The organism is Klebsiella sp. DY2415, from assembly GCF_026314315.1.
Lineage (GTDB): Bacteria > Pseudomonadota > Gammaproteobacteria > Enterobacterales > Enterobacteriaceae > Klebsiella > Klebsiella ornithinolytica.
On sequence record NZ_CP111115.1, the window covers coordinates 5,315,642 to 5,336,765 of the forward strand.

The window sequence follows — 21,124 nt, forward strand, 5'->3', positions numbered from 1 at the left end:
AAGGGAGCCTGGGCTCCCTTTTTATTCAGTTTATTCTGCACTGCGCAATGATATCTCACCACCAACCCAGGGTTTTATCACGCCATCCTGCTCAAGCAATAACGCGCCCTGAGTATCGATACCGCGCGAAATACCAAATATTTCTTTATCGCCAATAATAAGCTTCACCGGGCGGTTGAGGAAGTTATCTAATTTCTCCCAACGCGTCAGATAAGGCGCCAGGCCATCCTGCTCAAAGAGCTGCAGGCCCGCACGAAGCTCTTTAATCAGGCGCGCGGCCAGCGTATTACGATCGATAGATACGCCAGCTTCCTGCAAGCTAATCCATCCCTGGTTTACGACATCTGACTCGACGTGACGCATGGCCAGGTTGATCCCCGCCCCGCTGACTATCTGTGCCGCATCGCCGGTTTTTCCCGTCAGCTCAACCAAAATACCTGACAGTTTACGATCCTGAAGATAGAGGTCATTTGGCCACTTCACCCGAACTTTATCAGCCCCCAGGCTCTGTAGCACTTCTGCAATAACAATCCCGATGACCAGACTCAATCCCACTGCGGCAGCGGGCCCTTGCTCAAGCCGCCAGTACATCGAGAGATAGAGGTTTGCGCCAAAGGGAGAAAACCACTTGCGCCCTCGACGACCACGGCCGGCCTGCTGATATTCAGCAACACAGGCATCGCCGGATTGCAATTCATTAAGACGATCCAGCAAATACTGGTTCGTCGAGTCAATAACGGGAAGCACTGTTACCCGTCCATGTTCGATCTGTGCAGCGATTCGCTGTTCATCTAATAGCTGGATCGGCTCTGGCAGGCTGTAACCTTTTCCTGGGACGGTGAACACATCAACTCCCCAGTCGCGGAGAGTCTGAATATGTTTATTGATTGCCGCCCGACTCATTCCCAGACGCTCGCCAAGTTGCTCTCCGGAATGAAATTCGCCATCCGCTAAAATTGATATCAATGTCAGGGGGATTGTATTATCTCTCATGCAATAGCCTCCTCGGCATTCACTTCACCGGTTGCTCCAATAAAGCGGACTTCCGGCTGGAGCCAGACATTGAACTTCTCGCCTACCTGCTGACGGACATAATGCGCCAGCTTAATGACATCGTCGCTGGTTGCCTGATTAGCATTGATTAATACTAAAGCCTGCTGACGATGCACCGCGGCCCCGCCGATGGTTTTCCCTTTCAGCTGGCATTGATCGATTAGCCAGCCTGCGGCCAGTTTTATACGCCCATCTGCCTGCGGGTAGTGCGGAGCATTCGGGAACATGGCCAGTAGCGTCTGCCCTTTCCCGGCATCAATCACCGGATTTTTAAAGAAACTGCCGGCATTTCCACTCACCTTCGGATCAGGGAGCTTAGTCATTCGCATATGACAAACGGCGTCAAACACCTGACGCGGAGTCACGGTCTGTCGGTCAAGGCGGGTCAGGTCACCGTAGGTTAATATCGGATCCCAGACCTTTGTCAGGCGGAGACCTACCGCAACGATGGCAAAGCGCTCCTGGTATTCATGTTTGAAAATACTGTCACGATAGCCAAAACGGCATTCACTCGCAGAAAGACGCTGCTTATGGCCAGTTGCCAGCTCGATACAATCAACATACTGGCAAACACGCTGTAGCTCGACGCCATATGCGCCGATATTCTGAATCGGGGAAGAGCCTGCACACCCAGGAATCAAGGCGAGGTTTTCCAGACCCGGCATGTCATTATCCAGCGTAAACTGCACCAGTTGATGCCAGTTTTCTCCGGCGCCAACGTGTAGATGCCAGGCATCAGGTGTTTCCGTGACCTCAATTCCCATGATGCGGTTGATTATCACCGTACCGGCATAATCCTTCAGGAAGAGTACGTTGCTCCCCTCACCAAGGATCAAAACGGGCTTATCCTCTGCAGTGGCCTGTTGCCATGCGGACAATAGCTGCTGTTCATTTTCAGCACGTACAATCGCTTTGGCCATGCGGTCAATGCCAAAGGTGTTCCAGGGTTTGAGGGAGTGATTCATAGTGGCTTCCTGATGCAAAATCTGCACTAGTTTACCGTATCTGCTGGGGGAAGGCTTGCTTGATTGCGGCCAGGCGGCTATTCAGGATGTTTTAGTTTTTCATGGATAAAGACGCAAAAAGCCCGTCGGTGAGGACGGGCTTCTGACTGATTTGATGCCTGGCCGTTTATGGCGGGCTTTCCTGCCCGCCACCCTTCGGGCCGTTGCTTCGCAACGTTCAAATCCGCTCCCGGCGGATTTGTCCTGCTCAAAGAGTCACTCACCGACAAACAACAGATAAAACAAAAGGCCCAGTCTTTCGACTGAGCCTTTTGTTCTATTTGATGCCTGGCAGTTCCCTACTCTCACATGGGGAGACCCCACACTACCATCGGCGCTACGGCGTTTCACTTCTGAGTTCGGCATGGGGTCAGGTGGAACCACCGCGCTATCGCCGCCAGGCAAATTCTGTTTCACCCCGCATTCCTGCGTGATGATTTAATCTGTAATCAAGCTGAACATTTCGTCTCTTCGCCAAAACAGCTTCGGCGTTGTAAGGTTAAGCCTCACGGTTCATTAGTATCGGTTAGCTCAACGTATCGCTACGCTTACACACCCGACCTATCAACGTCGTCGTCTTCAACGTTCCTTCAGGACTCTCAAGGAGTCAGGGAGAACTCATCTCGGGGCAAGTTTCGTGCTTAGATGCTTTCAGCACTTATCTTTTCCGCATTTAGCTACCGGGCAATGCCATTGGCATGACAACCCGAACACCAGTGATGCGTCCACTCCGGTCCTCTCGTACTAGGAGCAGCCCCCTCAATTCTCCAGCGCCCACGGCAGATAGGGACCGAACTGTCTCACGACGTTCTAAACCCAGCTCGCGTACCACTTTAAATGGCGAACAGCCATACCCTTGGGACCTACTTCAGCCCCAGGATGTGATGAGCCGACATCGAGGTGCCAAACACCGCCGTCGATATGAACTCTTGGGCGGTATCAGCCTGTTATCCCCGGAGTACCTTTTATCCGTTGAGCGATGGCCCTTCCATTCAGAACCACCGGATCACTATGACCTGCTTTCGCACCTGCTCGCGCCGTCACGCTCGCAGTCAAGCTAGCTTATGCCATTGCACTAACCTCCTGATGTCCGACCAGGATTAGCTAACCTTCGTGCTCCTCCGTTACTCTTTGGGAGGAGACCGCCCCAGTCAAACTACCCACCAGACACTGTCCGCAACCCGGATCACGGGTCTACGTTAGAACATCAAACATTAAAGGGTGGTATTTCAAGGTTGGCTCCACGCAGACTGGCGTCCACGCTTCAAAGCCTCCCACCTATCCTACACATCAAGGCTCAATGTTCAGTGTCAAGCTATAGTAAAGGTTCACGGGGTCTTTCCGTCTTGCCGCGGGTACACTGCATCTTCACAGCGAGTTCAATTTCACTGAGTCTCGGGTGGAGACAGCCTGGCCATCATTACGCCATTCGTGCAGGTCGGAACTTACCCGACAAGGAATTTCGCTACCTTAGGACCGTTATAGTTACGGCCGCCGTTTACCGGGGCTTCGATCAAGAGCTTCTCCTTACGGATAACCCCATCAATTAACCTTCCGGCACCGGGCAGGCGTCACACCGTATACGTCCACTTTCGTGTTTGCACAGTGCTGTGTTTTTAATAAACAGTTGCAGCCAGCTGGTATCTTCGACTGATTTCAGCTCCATGAGCAAGTCACTTCACCTACCATCAGCGTGCCTTCTCCCGAAGTTACGGCACCATTTTGCCTAGTTCCTTCACCCGAGTTCTCTCAAGCGCCTTGGTATTCTCTACCTGACCACCTGTGTCGGTTTGGGGTACGATTCGTTGTTACCTGATGCTTAGAGGCTTTTCCTGGAAGCAGGGCATTTGTTACTTCAGCACCGTAGTGCCTCGTCATCACACCTCAGCGTTAAAAGAAGTCCGGATTTACCTAAACTTCCCGCCTACATGCTTAAACCGGGACAACCGTCGCCCGGCTAACATAGCCTTCTCCGTCCCCCCTTCGCAGTAACACCGAGTACAGGAATATTAACCTGTTTCCCATCGACTACGCCTTTCGGCCTCGCCTTAGGGGTCGACTCACCCTGCCCCGATTAACGTTGGACAGGAACCCTTGGTCTTCCGGCGAGCGGGCTTTTCACCCGCTTTATCGTTACTTATGTCAGCATTCGCACTTCTGATACCTCCAGCAACCCTCACAGGCCACCTTCAACGGCTTACAGAACGCTCCCCTACCCAACAACACATAGTGTCGCTGCCGCAGCTTCGGTGCATGGTTTAGCCCCGTTACATCTTCCGCGCAGGCCGACTCGACCAGTGAGCTATTACGCTTTCTTTAAATGATGGCTGCTTCTAAGCCAACATCCTGGCTGTCTGTGCCTTCCCACATCGTTTCCCACTTAACCATGACTTTGGGACCTTAGCTGGCGGTCTGGGTTGTTTCCCTCTTCACGACGGACGTTAGCACCCGCCGTGTGTCTCCCGTGATAACATTCTTCGGTATTCGTAGTTTGCATCGGGTTGGTAAGTCGGGATGACCCCCTAGCCGAAACAGTGCTCTACCCCCGAAGATGAGTTCACGAGGCGCTACCTAAATAGCTTTCGGGGAGAACCAGCTATCTCCCGGTTTGATTGGCCTTTCACCCCCAGCCACAAGTCATCCGCTAATTTTTCAACATTAGTCGGTTCGGTCCTCCAGTTAGTGTTACCCAACCTTCAACCTGCCCATGGCTAGATCACCGGGTTTCGGGTCTATACCCTGCAACTTAACGCCCAGTTAAGACTCGGTTTCCCTGCGGCTCCCCTATACGGTTAACCTTGCTACAGAATATAAGTCGCTGACCCATTATACAAAAGGTACGCAGTCACCTAACAAGTAGGCTCCCACTGCTTGTACGTACACGGTTTCAGGTTCTTTTTCACTCCCCTCGCCGGGGTTCTTTTCGCCTTTCCCTCACGGTACTGGTTCACTATCGGTCAGTCAGGAGTATTTAGCCTTGGAGGATGGTCCCCCCATATTCAGACAGGATACCACGTGTCCCGCCCTACTCTTCGAGTTCACAACGTGTGCATTTTAGTGTACGGGGCTATCACCCTGTACCGCCGGACTTTCCAGACCGTTCCACTAACACACGCGCTGATTCAGACTCTGGGCTGCTCCCCGTTCGCTCGCCGCTACTGGGGGAATCTCGGTTGATTTCTTTTCCTCGGGGTACTTAGATGTTTCAGTTCCCCCGGTTCGCTTCGTTAAGCTATGTATTCACTTAACGATAGTGTGACGAATCACACTGGGTTTCCCCATTCGGAAATCGCCGGTTATAACGGTTCATATCACCTTACCGACGCTTATCGCAGATTAGCACGTCCTTCATCGCCTCTGACTGCCAGGGCATCCACCGTGTACGCTTAGTCGCTTAACCTCACAACCCGAAACTGTTTCGTAAAACAGTCCGCGTTGCGAAAATTTGAGAGACTCGAACACACCGCTTTTTCCTCTCTTATTACGGAGAGAGGAAACAGTGTGTCGTTTCAATTTTCAGCTTGATCCAGATTTTTAAAGAGCAAAACTTCGCAGCATACCTTTTCAGGTACACTCTGAAGTTTTCTTGTTGTGCAGCAGTAAAGGATGGTGGAGCTATGCGGGATCGAACCGCAGACCTCCTGCGTGCAAGGCAGGCGCTCTCCCAGCTGAGCTATAACCCCATCGTAATGTTTCTCTCTGTTTACCGTAATTCGATATCGGGCAATGCATGGTGATACGAAGCATACTGAAGTATGTGAGCATCGCCATAACGCAGCACGGTAGCGAATTTGGTAGGCCTGAGTGGACTTGAACCACCGACCTCACCCTTATCAGGGGTGCGCTCTAACCACCTGAGCTACAAGCCTGCAGAGATTTTTTACTGCTTATTTTTCATCAGACAATCTGTGTGAGCACTACAAAGGCAGGTTCTTTCAGGTAAGGAGGTGATCCAACCGCAGGTTCCCCTACGGTTACCTTGTTACGACTTCACCCCAGTCATGAATCACAAAGTGGTAAGCGCCCTCCCGAAGGTTAAGCTACCTACTTCTTTTGCAACCCACTCCCATGGTGTGACGGGCGGTGTGTACAAGGCCCGGGAACGTATTCACCGTAGCATTCTGATCTACGATTACTAGCGATTCCGACTTCATGGAGTCGAGTTGCAGACTCCAATCCGGACTACGACATACTTTATGAGGTCCGCTTGCTCTCGCGAGGTCGCTTCTCTTTGTATATGCCATTGTAGCACGTGTGTAGCCCTACTCGTAAGGGCCATGATGACTTGACGTCATCCCCACCTTCCTCCAGTTTATCACTGGCAGTCTCCTTTGAGTTCCCGGCCGAACCGCTGGCAACAAAGGATAAGGGTTGCGCTCGTTGCGGGACTTAACCCAACATTTCACAACACGAGCTGACGACAGCCATGCAGCACCTGTCTCAGAGTTCCCGAAGGCACCAAAGCATCTCTGCTAAGTTCTCTGGATGTCAAGAGTAGGTAAGGTTCTTCGCGTTGCATCGAATTAAACCACATGCTCCACCGCTTGTGCGGGCCCCCGTCAATTCATTTGAGTTTTAACCTTGCGGCCGTACTCCCCAGGCGGTCGACTTAACGCGTTAGCTCCGGAAGCCACTCCTCAAGGGAACAACCTCCAAGTCGACATCGTTTACAGCGTGGACTACCAGGGTATCTAATCCTGTTTGCTCCCCACGCTTTCGCACCTGAGCGTCAGTCTTTGTCCAGGGGCCGCCTTCGCCACCGGTATTCCTCCAGATCTCTACGCATTTCACCGCTACACCTGGAATTCTACCCCCTCTACAAGACTCAAGCCTGCCAGTTTCAAATGCAGTTCCCAGGTTGAGCCCGGGGATTTCACATCTGACTTAACAGACCGCCTGCGTGCGCTTTACGCCCAGTAATTCCGATTAACGCTTGCACCCTCCGTATTACCGCGGCTGCTGGCACGGAGTTAGCCGGTGCTTCTTCTGCGAGTAACGTCAATCGCCAAGGTTATTAACCTTAACGCCTTCCTCCTCGCTGAAAGTACTTTACAACCCGAAGGCCTTCTTCATACACGCGGCATGGCTGCATCAGGCTTGCGCCCATTGTGCAATATTCCCCACTGCTGCCTCCCGTAGGAGTCTGGACCGTGTCTCAGTTCCAGTGTGGCTGGTCATCCTCTCAGACCAGCTAGGGATCGTCGCCTAGGTGAGCCATTACCCCACCTACTAGCTAATCCCATCTGGGCACATCTGATGGCATGAGGCCCGAAGGTCCCCCACTTTGGTCTTGCGACGTTATGCGGTATTAGCTACCGTTTCCAGTAGTTATCCCCCTCCATCAGGCAGTTTCCCAGACATTACTCACCCGTCCGCCGCTCGTCACCCGAGAGCAAGCTCTCTGTGCTACCGCTCGACTTGCATGTGTTAGGCCTGCCGCCAGCGTTCAATCTGAGCCATGATCAAACTCTTCAATTTAAGTTTGATGCTCGTGAATTAAACTTCGTAATGAATTACGTGTTCACTCAGAGACTTGGTATTCATTTTTCGTCCGAGGACGTTAAGAATCCATGTCACTTTGAGTGCCCACACAGATTGTCTGATAAATTGTTAAAGAGCAGTGCGACGGCGCTGAACGCTCTGTCGCGAGGTCCCGTATAATACGTTTTCCTCATTCAGAGTCAAGCATTTATTTTTGCTTTTCTCTGCCGGCGTTCATCGCTGAACCCCGCTAACCCGGCGGCCTGTAAGCCGTTGTTCCGTGTCAGTGGAGGCGCATTATAGGGAGTTCTGAGACGTTGACAAGCCCTGTTTTAAAAAAACTTTTCAACCGCTCAAATTCCCGCCATCACGCCCATTTTATGGGCTATTTGCTCGTCATTTGTGCGACTTCCCGCGCAAAATTGGCAACCTGCTTCCAGTCGGTATAGACAACTTCTTTACTGGTATCCGTTTCACCGCCGGTCATCTTCATTATCAGACGAATCATGACGCGATCGTACCAACTATAGCGCGGGTAGCGCAGCGCGCCGGCAAACACCGCGCTGCGCTGCGGTTGCCATGGTGAATTGAGCAGAAACTTACGCGTATAGCTATTTGTCTGCGGCGTGCGCTTCTCCGGCTTACGCGCCACGAGGTTCACCGAGAAAAACGCCCCCGGCAGCGCATTCAACGACTGCAGGTGTTTCTTCACGAAACGGTCCAGCGCCGGATGAAAGTGTCCGTAACGAATCGATGCACCAATCACCACGCGATCGTAGTGGCGCCATTCAACCTCTTCAGTACGGTTGAGATTAACCGTATCCGCATCGATACCCAGCTCTTTCAGCTCAGAGGCCAGGAAGGAGGCAATTTCACGCGTCTGCCCGTCGCGGGTAGAGAATAATATCAACGTTTTCACAAGCACTCCTGTTATTCGCGCCAGAAAGTGGGGGTAAAGAGCACCAGTAAGGTGAACACTTCCAGACGACCAAACAGCATATTAGCAATCAAGATCCATTTCGCGACCGGGTTCATTGTCGCGAAGTTGTCCGCCACTACGCCAAGTCCTGGCCCGAGGTTGTTTAACGTTGCCACAACCGAGGCGAAAGCAGAAAAGTCATCCACTCCGGTCGCGATGATCGCCAGCATGCTAATAATGAACACCAGCGCATAGGCAGAAAAGAATCCCCACACCGCCTCCAGAATACGTTCCGGCAGCGCACGGTTACCTAACTTAATACTGTATACCGCATTCGGATGCACCAGACGCTTGAGTTCCCGGTTCCCCTGTTTGAACAACAGCAGTATACGGATAACCTTCAGCCCGCCGCCCGTCGACCCGGCACAACCGCCAATAAATGCCGAGCACAATAGCAGCACCGGCAGGAATAACGGCCAGCGCGCGATACTGTCGGTGGTAAAGCCCGCGGTCGTCGCCATTGAGACGACCTGGAAGAAGGCCTGATTCAGCGTCGTCAGCGCCGAGCTATACACATCATGCAACCACAACACCAGCGTACAAATCACCACCAGCGTCAGTTGGACACCAATAAACATGCGGAATTCAGGATCGCGCCAGTACACCTTCAGACTGCGCCCGCTGAGCAATGAAAAATGGAGGCCATAGTTACAGCCTGAGATCAGCAGGAAAACCGCAATAATCGTGTTAATGGTTGGACTGTTAAAATACCCTACGCTGGCGTCATGCGTAGAAAAGCCGCCAATCGCGATAGTCGAAAAGCTGTGACCGATAGCATCAAATGCCGGCATACCCGCGAACCAGAGCGCAAGCGCACAGGCGACCGTCAACAGCACGTAGATAAGCCACAGCGTTTTGGCCGTCTCGGCGATACGCGGGCGCATCTTATTGTCCTTCAGTGGCCCCGGCATTTCCGCCCGATACAACTGCATCCCACCGACGCCCAGTATCGGCAGTATTGCTACTGCCAACACAATGATCCCCATACCGCCAAACCACTGCAGCATCTGTCGATAGAAGAGGATGGCATGTGGTAAAGAGTCCAACCCCACCAGCGTGGTGGCACCGGTCGTAGTCAGGCCTGAGAATGACTCAAAAAACGCATCTGTTATCGTCAGATTCGGTTGTTCGGCGAAAATAAACGGTAGCGCACCGACGCTGCCCAGCACGGTCCAGAAGAGGACGACAATCAGAAAACCCTCGCGGGATTTCAGTTCGCCCTTCTCACGGCGGTTCGGCCACCATAATAGATAGCCTATCACCAGCGCGACAAAAAAGGTCTGGGTAAACGCCCGCCCCGCGCCATCGCGGTATATCAGGGCCACTAATCCCGGAAGGATCATCGTCCCCGAAAACAAAATGACCAACAGTCCAACGATTCGGGTTATGGCGCGAAAATGCATCTCTGGCGCTTCCTTTGGTATGCAAAAAATCAGGTGGGGATTATTCGTCAATCTTCAGTAATTGCAACGAACCACGACTAAAATCAGCCAGTTTTGTCGAAAAAGACGCCACTTCAGCTTGCGGAAGCGCCACACGAAGCTGGACGGAGGCCTGATAGTCACTGGCGACAATTTGTCCTGAGAACTGAGCCAACAGCGTTTCAACTCCGGCTAACTGCCCGTACTCACACTGCAAAGTATATGCGGTCAACGGCGTCTTGCGCTGCGTTGTCAGCCCGGCAAGCGCCTGATGGACGCCGCCGCCATACGCTTTAACCAGACCGCCGGTACCAAGTAAAATACCGCCGTAGTAGCGTACCACGACGGCCGTTATTTCGCCGACGCCGCTGCCCATCAGCTGCGCCAGCATAGGTTTACCCGCGGTGCCTGCCGGTTCGCCATCGTCAGAAAAACCCAGCTGTTGAGAGTCATTGGGTGGCCCGGCCACCCACGCCACACAATGATGACGGGCGTCAGGGTGCTCCGCCCTGACGGACTCAACAAACGCCTTTGCCGCTACCACGCCGTCAGTATGTGCCAACAGCGTGATAAAACGACTTTTTTTGATCTCTTCGACAAAGGTCACCGGCGCGGCCGGTATCAACCAGCTTTCCATTACGCCAGTTTCAGGTCACGCGTCATATTTTCAACACTGTTTTCGTGGATGACGACGTTATCTTCAATACGGATGCCGCCAAACGGCTTCAATGCTTCAATTTTTTGCCAGTTGAAGTGTTTGCTAAACTGCCCTTCACGCCACGGCGCCAGCAGAGATTCAATAAAGTAGATGCCCGGCTCGATGGTCAGCACCATACGCGGCTGCAAAATACGCGTGCAGCGCAGATAGGGATACTTCGACGGCGCCGCCAGATGGGTACCGGTATCATCCTGCATGAAACCGGCCACATCATGGACCTGCAGGCCCAGCGGATGGCCAATACCGTGCGGCATAAACGGTCCGGTCAGATCGTTTTCAACCATGGCCTCTTCGCTCATGTCGGTCACGATCTGGTGCTTACGCAACAGTTTAGCAATGCGTTGGTGGAACTGGATGTGGTAATCCACATAGCTTTTTCCAGCCTTCATCGTGCTAATCAGAGCCAGCTGCTCATCGTTAACGTCTTTAATCAAATGGGCAAAGTCATTATCGCCGTGTGCCGCCCAGGTACGCGTCAGGTCTGCCGCATAGCCGTTATATTCCGCTCCGGCATCCAGTAAGAAGCTGCGCGCTTCTGCCGGCGCACGATGATCCAGTTTGGTGTAATGCAGTACAGAGGCATGTTCGTTAAGCGCCACGATATTGCTGTAAGGCACATCGGTGTCGCGATGACCGGTAGCCGTCAGATACGCCTGGTTGATATCGAATTCGCTCATTCCTGAGAGGAATGCTTCATGGGCCGCGCGATGCCCGTTAACCGCCGACTTCTGCGCTTCGCGCATGCAGGCCAACTCATAATCGGTCTTAAAGGAACGATAGTAGTGCAGGAAATCAATCACCCCTTTCGGGTTGATATGACTGGCAGCGATCTCCAGACCAAGCGCACGCTCCGGCACCGGCCCGATATAGGCGATATTGCCGCGCGCCGCAGGCAGCTGGCTGCCAATACCGTCGGCTTTCGGCAGGGCAATCACTTCAACCTCTTCCGTCCAGAACGAGGTCGGCAGCGGTTCAACGTTATGCCAGTAATCAACCGGCAGGTAGAACCACAGTTTCGGTTTGTTGACGCCATCAACCAGCAGCCAGCAGTTGGGCACCTGCGTCACCGGGACCCAGGATTTAAATTGCGGGTTGACCTTAAACGGGTACGGATGATCGTCCAGGAAGACATTGACCAGCTCACCGGAGTGAATCAGCAACGCATCAAGGTTAAAACGAGCTAAAGCATCACGGGTACGTTCTTGTAGGGTAACGATATGATTTTTATAGAGCGCGGCTAGTGATTCCATCTTTCATCCTTTGCTTTTATTCGATCGTAATTCCCCGCATCTTAGCACATCGGCCCCGGGCAGGGTGATTTCCGCCAGGTGTGATCAGACCAGCATTTATTTAAAGACTCATTTGCAATTCTTTAACATAAATCCCACACTCCGTTGCATCTGGTACGACCAGATCACATTGCTGGATTCAGGAGACTGACATGCTCTACAAAGGCGACAACCTGTACCTCGACTGGCTGGAAGATGGCATTGCCGAACTGGTGTTCGATGCTCCCGGCTCGGTGAACAAGCTCGATACCGCAACCGTAGCCAGCCTCGGTGAGGCGCTGGACGTACTCGAAAAACAACACGATCTTAAGGGGCTGTTGCTGCGCTCCGGGAAAGCGGCCTTCATTGTCGGCGCTGACATCACCGAATTTTTGTCCCTGTTCCTGGTACCACAGGAGCAGTTGAGCCAGTGGCTCCATTTTGCCAACAGCGTCTTTAACCGCCTGGAAGATTTACCGGTACCGACTATTTCTGCGGTGAACGGCTATGCGCTGGGCGGCGGCTGCGAGTGCGTGCTGGCTACGGACTACCGTCTGGCTACGCCGGATCTGCGTATCGGCCTGCCGGAAACCAAACTGGGTATCATGCCGGGCTTTGGCGGCTCAGTACGAATGCCGCGTCTGCTCGGCGCCGATAGCGCGCTGGAAATTATTGCCGCCGGGAAAGATGTCAGTGCCGATCAGGCGCTGAAAATCGGCCTCGTCGACGGTATCGTTAAACCAGAGAAACTGCGCGATGGCGCACTCGCCATTCTGCGTCAGGCCATTAATGGCGACCTGGACTGGAAAGCGAAGCGCCAGCCGAAGCTGGAGCCATTGAAGCTCAGTAAAATTGAAGCGGCCATGAGCTTCACTATCGCCAAAGGCATGGTGGCGCAGACCGCCGGGAAACACTATCCGGCGCCGATAACAGCGGTAAAAACCATCGAAGCGGCCGCTCGTTTCGGCCGCGAAGAGGCGCTGAATCTGGAAAACCAAAGTTTTGTCCCGCTGGCGCACACCAAAGAGGCCCGCGCGCTGGTCGGTATCTTCCTTAACGATCAGTATGTCAAAGCCAAAGCGAAGAAGCTGACCAAAAACGTTGAGACGCCGAAACAGGCCGCCGTGCTGGGGGCCGGGATCATGGGTGGCGGTATCGCGTATCAGTCCGCCTGGAAAGGCGTGCCGGTGATCATGAAGGACATTAACGACAAATCGCTGACGCTCGGCATGAACGAAGCCGCTAAGCTGCTCAACAAGCAGCTTGAGCGCGGCAAAATCGATGGGCTGAAGCTGGCCGGCGTTATTGGCACGATTCACCCGACCCTCGATTATGCTGGTTTTGAGCGCGTAGATGTCGTGGTCGAAGCCGTCGTCGAGAATCCGAAAGTGAAAAAGGCCGTGCTGGCGGAAACCGAAGAGAAAGTCCGCCCGGATACGGTTCTGGCTTCTAACACTTCAACGATTCCAATCGGTGAGCTGGCCAGCGTCCTGAAACGTCCGGAAAACTTCTGCGGTATGCACTTCTTTAACCCGGTGCATCGCATGCCGCTGGTAGAAGTGATTCGCGGGGAAAAAACCTCAGATGACACCATCGCAAAAGTCGTGGCCTGGGCGAGCAAAATGGGCAAAACGCCGATCGTGGTTAACGATTGCCCCGGCTTCTTCGTCAACCGCGTGCTGTTCCCCTACTTTGCGGGATTCAGCCAACTGCTTCGCGACGGCGCGGACTTCCGCAAAGTCGATAAGGTGATGGAGAAACTGTTCGGCTGGCCAATGGGCCCGGCATACCTGCTCGACGTGGTCGGCATCGACACCGCACACCACGCGCAGGCGGTGATGGCCGCCGGCTTCCCGCAGCGCATGCAGAAAGATTATCGCGACGCGATCGATGCGCTGTTCGACGCCAGCCGTTTCGGCCAGAAAAACGGTCTCGGCTTCTGGCGGTATAAAGAAGACAGTAAAGGCAAACCGAAGAAAGAAGAAGACCCGGCCGTCGACGCCCTGCTGGCGGAAGTCAGTCAGCCAAAACATGACTTCAGCGACGATGAGATTATCGCCCGGATGATGATTCCGATGGTCAACGAAGTGGTCCGCTGCCTGGAGGAAGGCATTATCGCCAGCCCGGCGGAAGCGGATATGGCGCTGGTTTATGGTCTCGGCTTCCCTCCGTTCCACGGCGGCGCATTCCGCTGGCTGGATACCCTGGGCAGCGCAAAATATCTCGATATGGCGCAGCAGTACCAGCACCTCGGTCCGCTGTATGAAGTGCCGGAAGGACTGCGTAATAAAGCACGCCATAACGAACCCTATTATCCCCCGGTAGAACCAGCCCGCCCGGCGGGCGTTCTGAAAACGGCTTAAGGAGTCACAATGGAACAGGTTGTCATTGTTGATGCAGTTCGCACCCCGATGGGCCGTTCGAAGGGCGGCGCCTTTCGCCACGTGCGCGCGGAAGACCTCTCTGCGCACCTGATGCGTAGCCTGCTGTCGCGTAACCCGTCGCTTGATCCGGCCGCGATTGACGATATTTACTGGGGCTGCGTACAGCAAACGCTGGAGCAAGGTTTCAACATTGCGCGTAACGCCGCGCTGCTGGCCGAGATTCCGCATTCGGTACCGGCCACGACGGTCAACCGCCTGTGCGGTTCATCGATGCAGGCGCTGCACGATGCGGCGCGCATGATCATGACCGGCGACGCCAGCGTCTGCCTGATTGGCGGCGTGGAGCATATGGGCCACGTCCCGATGAGCCATGGCGTGGATTTTCACCCGGGTCTGAGTCGTAACGTGGCAAAAGCGGCCGGTATGATGGGGTTGACCGCCGAAATGCTGGCGCGTCTGCACGGCATCAGCCGGGAAATGCAGGACCAGTTCGCCGCGCGTTCCCACGCTCGCGCATGGGCGGCAACGCAGTCCGGCGCATTTAAAGCGGAAATCATTCCGACAGGCGGCCATGATGCCGACGGCGTGCTGAAGTCATTTAACTATGACGAAGTGATCCGCCCGGAAACGACCGTGGAAGCGCTGGCTGCATTAAGACCCGCATTCGACCCGGTGACCGGCACCGTCACGGCAGGAACTTCATCCGCGCTCTCCGACGGCGCAGCCGCCATGTTATTAATGAGCGAAAGCCGTGCCCGCGAACTGGGGCTGAAACCGCGCGCTCGCGTGCGCTCCATGGCGGTGGTCGGCTGTGACCCATCGATTATGGGTTATGGTCCGGTACCGGCATCAAAGCTGGCGCTGAAAAAGGCCGGACTGGCTACCAGCGATATCGACGTTTTTGAAATGAATGAGGCCTTTGCCGCGCAGATCCTGCCGTGCATTAAAGATCTTGGCCTGATGGAGCAGATCGACGAGAAGATCAATCTCAACGGCGGCGCGATTGCCCTGGGTCACCCGCTCGGCTGCTCCGGCGCACGTATCAGTACAACCTTGATTAACCAGATGGAGCGTAAAGACGCACAGTTCGGTCTGGCTACCATGTGTATTGGTTTAGGTCAGGGCATCGCGACGGTATTCGAGCGTGTTTGATTAAAGAGTTATCTCAAAACCATGGGTGCCAGAACGAGGCGGCAAGCGAATGGCCAATTCGTCAGGAACGAATTTGAACAGCCGAAGGCTGCCTTTGGTGAGGGACGCGGATGTCCCTTATTCATCCCGATGAACTTACCCACCGTCAGTGATTCGGGTGAATAAACGCAGCCAACGCAGTTATGGTGACCATGGCGAAGAGAGGGGGTTTAGTTGCCGTTTTTCCCGCCTGTCAGGGGCGGGTTTTTTATTTCTGCCGTTCTCTTCCCTCTCCCTGAAGAAGAGGGCATGAGCATCAGATAAAGGCAAACGCATCGCCAAACAGGCGATCTTCGCGGGCATTGCGCTCATTGCAGAACAGCTCACGGGCAATTTTTGCCATTTCGAAGCGGCCGGCAATATAAATATCATGCTCTGCCAGAGTGCCATAGTCCTGCAGTACCGCGGTCAACACGGTGCCAGAGCGCCCACGCCACTCTTCTTCCGGCTGTTCCACCACCGGCTCAACACGCAGACCCGGGTGCTCCACGCTCAGCGCTTCCAGCTCTGCCAGATCGTAGAGATGTTTCGCTTCGCGACCGCCCCAGTACACTGCGATATCGCGGTTCGGGTTACGAGCCAGCGCCGTGAGCAGAATGGAACGCACATAGGAGAACCCGGTTCCTCCGGCGATGAGAATGAGCGGACGATCTTCGTCCTCACGCAGCCAGGCCTCACCATGCGGAATATCAACCTCGATCTCGCGCTCTTTCAGAATGCGATCCATCACCGCCATCGCATACAGGTTGAGCTCAGAGGCGCCGATATGCAGTTCAATACATTCCTGCTCCGCCGGAGTGGAAGCCATGGAGAACGGACGCTTGTCACGCTCGTCCATTACCACCATCAAATATTGACCAGCGCGGAAAGAAAACGCCGCTTCCGGCACTAATCGAACGCGATACACGGTATCGGTAATTGCCTCCACCGAGGTCACTTTACAGCTTAAGGTTGTCATGCGTCCCCTCTGTCGGGTCTATAGAGCAAAACAGCGGCGTTAGCCCCGCTTACTGTTATTTAAAGATAGCCAGCTCATCCCAGATGGCGTCAACGCGCGCCGTCACCTCAGGATCCTTCTTAATAGGACGACCCCATTCACGCTGGGTTTCGCCTGGCCATTTATTTGTGGCATCCAGCCCCATTTTTGAACCCAGGCCGGAAACCGGCGAGGCAAAATCCAGATAATCGATCGGCGTATTTTCTACCAGTACCGTATCACGAGCCGGGTCCATTCGGGTAGTAATCGCCCAGATCACGTCGTTCCAGTCGCGTGCATTAACGTCATCATCGCAGACGATCACGAACTTGGTGTACATAAACTGGCGCAGGAATGACCACACGCCCATCATGACGCGCTTGGCATGTCCGGCGTACTGTTTCTTCATCGTGACCACGGCCAGACGATAAGAGCAACCTTCCGGCGGCAGGTAGAAATCAACAATTTCAGGGAACTGCTTTTGCAGAATCGGCACAAAGACTTCGTTCAGCGCGACGCCCAGGACCGCAGGTTCATCCGGCGGGCGTCCGGTATACGTTGAATGATAAATCGCATCTTCACGCTGAGTGATATGCGTAACCGTAAATACCGGGAAATTATCCACTTCATTGTAGTAGCCGGTATGATCGCCGTACGGCCCTTCCGGCGCCATTTCACCTGGCTCAATATACCCTTCCAGCACAATTTCCGCGCTGGCCGGTACTTCAAGATCGTTGGAAATGCACTTGACCACTTCCGTTTTGGTGCCACGTAGCAGGCCGGCAAACGCATACTCTGACAGCGTATCGGGAACCGGAGTGACGGCCCCAAGGATGGTCGCCGGGTCAGCGCCCAGCGCCACGGAAACCGGAAAACGTTCGTCCGGATGAGCCGCACACCACTCCTGAAAATCCAGCGCGCCGCCGCGATGGGAGAGCCAGCGCATGATCAGCTTGTTCTTACCAATGAGCTGCTGGCGATAGATGCCCAGGTTCTGCCGTTCCTTATGCGGACCGCGAGTAACCGTCAGTCCCCAGGTAATCAGCGGGGCAGCATCTTCTGGCCAGCAGGTCATGATCGGGATACGCGTCAAATCAACGTTGTCGCCTTCAATGATCTTTTGCTGGCAGGGTGCTCCGCGCAGGCGCTTTGTCGGCATATTCAAGACCTGCCTGAACTGCGGCAGCTTATCGAACAGATCGCGAAAGCCTTTCGGCGGTTCCGGCTCTTTCAGAAAAGCCAGCAGCTTACCCACTTCACGCAACGAGCTGACATCCTCCTGCCCCATTCCCATGGCGACGCGGCGCGGAGTGCCAAACAGATTGCACAACACGGGCATGGTGTAGCCTTTGGGGTTTTCAAAAAGCAGGGCCGGGCCGCCGGCACGTAAAGTGCGATCGGCAATTTCGGTGATCTCAAGGTGCGGATCGACCGGCAGGGATATTCTTTTCAGTTCGCCCTGCTGCTCCAGTAATGTCAGAAAGTCGCGTAGATCGTGGTATTTCATGGAGTTATTATTAACCTCTATACAGGCGGCTGATTATACGGTGTTCGCCAGCGCCATGCTGTACTTTTGTTAAATTAGAGTGAAAGAACATAGAATTTTTGATTTCACTTATATTGGCTTTCGCGATCGCCCCAGGCTTTTGTTATGCTTGCAGCTAATAGAGTGGAAAGAGTTATTATGCAAGCCTGGTATTTACTGTATTGCAAACGTGGGCAGCTTCAGCGCGCCCAGGAACACCTCGAACGACAGGCAGTGAATTGCCTGATGCCGACGATCGCACTGGAAAAAATCATCCGCGGCAAACGCACTACGGTCAGTGAACCTTTGTTCCCCAATTACCTGTTTGTCGAATTCGATCCGGAAATTATCCACACTACAACTATCAGCGCCACGCGAGGTGTGAATAACTTCGTGCGCTTTGGCGCCCAGCCAGCCACGGTACCGTCCGCGGTCATTCACCAGCTCTCTATCTATAAGCCGGAAGGCATCACCGACCCGGAAACGCCGCACGAAGGTGACTTCGTCTTGATTACCGACGGCGCGTTTGAAGGCCTGCAGGCTATCTTTAGCGAACCGGATGGTGAAGCGCGCTCCATGCTGCTGCTGAATCTGCTTAACAAACAGGTACTGCAAAGCATCAAAAATACCGACTTTCATAAAATCTGACGGTACGCTTAAAAACGGATGCCAAAGAGCGTTCTGACATTCGTGTCAGCGATCTCTTCCAGCCGCTGAGCCTCCTCCCCGCGCCATCCCGCAATACTGGCCAGAATATGCGGCAGATATACCGGTTCATTGCGCCGGGAAGCGGGCTTCGGGCTAAGGTCGCGGGGCAGCAGATACGGGGCATCCGTTTCAATCAACAGGCGTTCTGCCGGGATATCCGGCAACAGCGCGCGCAGCTCCAGTCCGCGTCGCTCGTCGCAGACCCAGCCTGTAATGCCAATATACAAACCGTGGTTCACACAGGCACGCATTTCTTCGCGGGTTCCGGTAAAGCAGTGCAGCACCGCACCAGGCAGTTTATCCAGCCAGGGCGTCAGGAGCGTCAGAAAACGTTCATGGGCATCGCGGCAGTGCAAAAAAACCGGCATAGACAGCTCGGCTGCAAGCGCCAGCTGTGCGCTGAAGGCGGCCTCTTGCTCCTGAGGGGTAGAAAAGTTGCGGTTGAAGTCCAGCCCACATTCGCCGATAGCGACGACCTCCGGCTGGCGCGCCAGCTGAAAGATGGAGTCGGCCACCGCTGCCGTCCAGCTGCTGCTGTCATGCGGATGCACGCCGGCGGTTGACCAGCAGCGGGTATAGCGATGTGCCAGCTGCCGGGCCTGCTCGCTTTCATGCAGGTTAGTTCCGGTGAACAGCATGCCGGTCACGCCCGCCGCCTGAGCGCGGGCCACGACCTCATCGCGATCGCGGGAAAACTGTGGACTGGTCAGATTGACGCCGATATCAAACATCGCTTCTCCAATATGACAACCGCCCTGACGGGCGGCTGGTTACTCTTCTTTGCTCCCCGCTTCTTCAGCGGCGGCATCCTCGTCACGCGTCAGACGTTTTCCGGTATAGAAACGCGCAAAGAAAACCCCGATCTCAAACAAGCAGTACATCGGAATCGCCAGCAGCGTTTGCGAGAAGACATCCGGCGGCGTCAGCAGCATGCCGACGACGAATGCTCCCACCAGCACGTACGGCCGCTTCTTACGCAAATCTTCCGGGGTCGTGACGCCCATCCAGCACAGCAGCACGATCGCAACCGGCACTTCAAACGAAACGCCAAAGGCGATAAACAGCGCCATGACGAAATCGAGATAGCTGCGAATATCCGTCGAGACCTGCACGCCCTCCGGCGCCGCGTGGGTCAGGAAACCAAACGCCAGCGGGAAAACGACAAAGTAGGCAAACGCCATACCGATATAGAACAGCAGCGTACTGGAAACCAGCAGCGGCATAACCAGCCGACGCTCATGTTTATACAGCGCCGGGGCAACAAACGCCCAGACCTGGTAAAGAATAACCGGCACCGACAGAATCACCGAAACCATGAAGGTCAGTTTGATCGGCGTAAAGAAAGGGGAAGCCACGTCGGTGGCGATCATCGTTGCACCCACCGGCATCTGCCGGATAAGCGGTGCGGAAACCAGCTGATAGATGTCGTTGGCGAAGTACACTAACGCCAGAAAAATGACCAGTATCGCGATGATGCTATTGATCAGGCGCTTGCGCAGCTCAATCAAATGCGAAATTAGCGGTTGAGTATCTTCTACGCCCATTTTTACGGTTTATCACTCGATGCAGGGGAGGAATCGGAAGCTGTCACGGCAACTTTTTCTTTGGCGACCGGGAGAGGGTCAGGCTGCGCAGCCGGCTGCTCTGACGCCACGCTCTCTTCTGCGGCTGGAGCGTGAACGGGCGCGCTGGCCTGATGTTCAGCCGTCGCCGGCGTAATGTCCTGGCGCTGCGCTTCACTGCCCTTCACTACCGGGTTATGAATCGTGTTCGCTTCGTCGCTCGCTTTCTCAGGATCGTGGGCGGTATAAGAACGTTTCATAGATTCAGCGGCTTCACGCAGCTCATCCATCGACGCTTTCAGCTCCGGCGTCAGGTTATCCAGGCTCGCCTTTTCCACTTTCTTCAGGCTTTCCTGGAACTCCTGCAGTTTTAGTTCCTGAGTGATCTCATTTTGTACGGTGGCCGCCAGCGATCGTAGCGTACGAATCCAGCTGGCCACCGTTTTTACCGCTACAGGCAATCGCTGTGGCCCCAGAACAATGAGGCCAATAACGAACACCAGCAGTAGTTCACTAAAACCGATATCGAACACGAATTACACCTGCTCTTTGTCGTGGCGTTTTGTCTCGTCTTTTTTCGCATCATCCGGCTTATCGGCGATCGATTTCGCCGTGAAATCTGCATCCGGAGCAGACTTTTCAGGTTTTTCATCATCGCTCATGGCCTTTTTAAAGCCTTTAATCGATGCACCCAAATCCGACCCCAGCGAGCTCAGCTTTTTCGTCCCGAAAAGCAGAACCACAATGACGACAACAATTAATAACTGCCAAATACTGATACCACCCATACACATTCCTCTATGACAGATGATGAATTATTAGGACGCATTATACACGTCATCCCACAAGCCGCC

Annotated in this window: 15 protein-coding genes, 2 tRNA genes and 3 rRNA genes; 3 read left to right on the top strand and 17 right to left on the bottom strand. The window is 54.2% G+C overall.

Features of this window, described 5'->3' with window-relative positions; genetic code table 11:
- Positions 1-30: 30 nt before the first annotated feature.
- The 11 genes from birA to pepQ all read right to left on the bottom strand — a co-directional run bounded on the left by birA (position 31) and on the right by pepQ (position 11,906).
- A complete protein-coding gene (gene birA, locus OQV00_RS25150) occupies positions 31-993 on the bottom strand; it encodes a bifunctional biotin--[acetyl-CoA-carboxylase] ligase/biotin operon repressor BirA (RefSeq protein WP_004118405.1) in 963 nt (320 codons plus the stop codon).
- Positions 990-2,018 (bottom strand): UDP-N-acetylmuramate dehydrogenase, encoded by a 1,029-nt coding sequence (gene murB, locus OQV00_RS25155; protein WP_266279595.1) that lies wholly within the window; start codon positions 2,016-2,018, stop codon positions 990-992. Before murB ends, birA begins: the two co-directional genes overlap by 4 nt.
- A 325-nt stretch (positions 2,019-2,343) precedes the next feature.
- Positions 2,344-2,459 (bottom strand): 5S ribosomal RNA (rrf, locus tag OQV00_RS25160).
- A 93-nt stretch (positions 2,460-2,552) separates the two neighbouring features.
- Positions 2,553-5,457: ribosomal RNA gene (locus OQV00_RS25165) — 23S ribosomal RNA — on the bottom strand.
- Positions 5,458-5,664: 207 nt separating this feature from the next.
- A tRNA-Ala gene (locus tag OQV00_RS25170) sits at positions 5,665-5,740 on the bottom strand.
- A gap of 109 nt (positions 5,741-5,849) precedes the next feature.
- Positions 5,850-5,926 (bottom strand) — tRNA-Ile (locus OQV00_RS25175).
- 71 nt (positions 5,927-5,997) lie between these two features.
- Positions 5,998-7,535: ribosomal RNA gene (locus OQV00_RS25180) — 16S ribosomal RNA — on the bottom strand.
- The 16S, 23S and 5S rRNA genes sit together here with 2 tRNA genes alongside, the layout of an rRNA operon.
- Positions 7,536-7,923: 388 nt before the next feature.
- Entirely contained in the window at positions 7,924-8,457 is a 534-nt protein-coding gene (hemG, locus tag OQV00_RS25185) for a menaquinone-dependent protoporphyrinogen IX dehydrogenase (RefSeq protein WP_032718488.1), read from the bottom strand.
- Between the two features lie 11 nt (positions 8,458-8,468).
- Complete coding sequence (gene trkH, locus OQV00_RS25190; protein ID WP_266279597.1) at positions 8,469-9,920, bottom strand: Trk system potassium transporter TrkH; 1,452 nt, start codon at positions 9,918-9,920, stop codon at positions 8,469-8,471.
- 40 nt (positions 9,921-9,960) lie between these two features.
- Positions 9,961-10,575: an IMPACT family protein gene (locus OQV00_RS25195; protein ID WP_015585390.1), complete on the bottom strand. Its 615-nt coding sequence runs from the start codon at positions 10,573-10,575 to the stop codon at positions 9,961-9,963.
- Entirely contained in the window at positions 10,575-11,906 is a 1,332-nt protein-coding gene (pepQ, locus tag OQV00_RS25200) for a Xaa-Pro dipeptidase (protein ID WP_004869689.1), read from the bottom strand. Before pepQ ends, OQV00_RS25195 begins: the two co-directional genes overlap by 1 nt.
- A gap of 191 nt (positions 11,907-12,097) precedes the next feature.
- Here pepQ and fadB point away from each other — a divergent pair, with 191 nt between their 5' ends.
- Complete coding sequence (gene fadB / locus OQV00_RS25205; RefSeq protein ID WP_004869686.1) at positions 12,098-14,287, top strand: fatty acid oxidation complex subunit alpha FadB; 2,190 nt, start codon at positions 12,098-12,100, stop codon at positions 14,285-14,287.
- A gap of 9 nt (positions 14,288-14,296) precedes the next feature.
- Entirely contained in the window at positions 14,297-15,460 is a 1,164-nt protein-coding gene (gene fadA / locus OQV00_RS25210) for an acetyl-CoA C-acyltransferase FadA (RefSeq protein WP_004869684.1), read from the top strand.
- Between the two features lie 295 nt (positions 15,461-15,755).
- Here the strand turns inward: fadA and fre are convergent, their stop codons facing one another.
- On the bottom strand, positions 15,756-16,457 hold the full coding sequence (gene fre, locus OQV00_RS25215) for an NAD(P)H-flavin reductase (RefSeq protein WP_004869682.1): 702 nt from the start codon (positions 16,455-16,457) through the stop codon (positions 15,756-15,758).
- A 55-nt stretch (positions 16,458-16,512) separates the two neighbouring features.
- The gene (gene ubiD, locus OQV00_RS25220; protein ID WP_004869680.1) at positions 16,513-17,982 is read right to left on the bottom strand and encodes a 4-hydroxy-3-polyprenylbenzoate decarboxylase; all 1,470 of its coding nucleotides are present in this window, start codon (positions 17,980-17,982) and stop codon (positions 16,513-16,515) included.
- A gap of 177 nt (positions 17,983-18,159) precedes the next feature.
- Here ubiD and rfaH point away from each other — a divergent pair, with 177 nt between their 5' ends.
- Complete coding sequence (rfaH, locus tag OQV00_RS25225) at positions 18,160-18,648, top strand: transcription/translation regulatory transformer protein RfaH (RefSeq protein WP_004869678.1); 489 nt, start codon at positions 18,160-18,162, stop codon at positions 18,646-18,648.
- An 8-nt stretch (positions 18,649-18,656) separates the two neighbouring features.
- On the opposite strand, the gene tatD is transcribed toward rfaH, so the two are convergent.
- From tatD to tatA, 4 genes are read right to left on the bottom strand one after another with little or no spacing between them, the layout of a single operon-like run.
- Positions 18,657-19,451, bottom strand: a complete 795-nt coding sequence (gene tatD, locus OQV00_RS25230) for a 3'-5' ssDNA/RNA exonuclease TatD (RefSeq protein WP_162268847.1) — start codon at positions 19,449-19,451, stop codon at positions 18,657-18,659.
- A 27-nt stretch (positions 19,452-19,478) separates the two neighbouring features.
- Complete coding sequence (gene tatC, locus OQV00_RS25235; protein WP_004869672.1) at positions 19,479-20,252, bottom strand: Sec-independent protein translocase subunit TatC; 774 nt, start codon at positions 20,250-20,252, stop codon at positions 19,479-19,481.
- A 2-nt stretch (positions 20,253-20,254) separates the two neighbouring features.
- Positions 20,255-20,803, bottom strand: a complete 549-nt coding sequence (gene tatB / locus OQV00_RS25240) for a Sec-independent protein translocase protein TatB (RefSeq protein ID WP_004869670.1) — start codon at positions 20,801-20,803, stop codon at positions 20,255-20,257.
- A gap of 3 nt (positions 20,804-20,806) precedes the next feature.
- A complete protein-coding gene (gene tatA, locus OQV00_RS25245; protein WP_004869668.1) occupies positions 20,807-21,058 on the bottom strand; it encodes a Sec-independent protein translocase subunit TatA in 252 nt (83 codons plus the stop codon).
- Positions 21,059-21,124 lie beyond the last annotated feature (66 nt).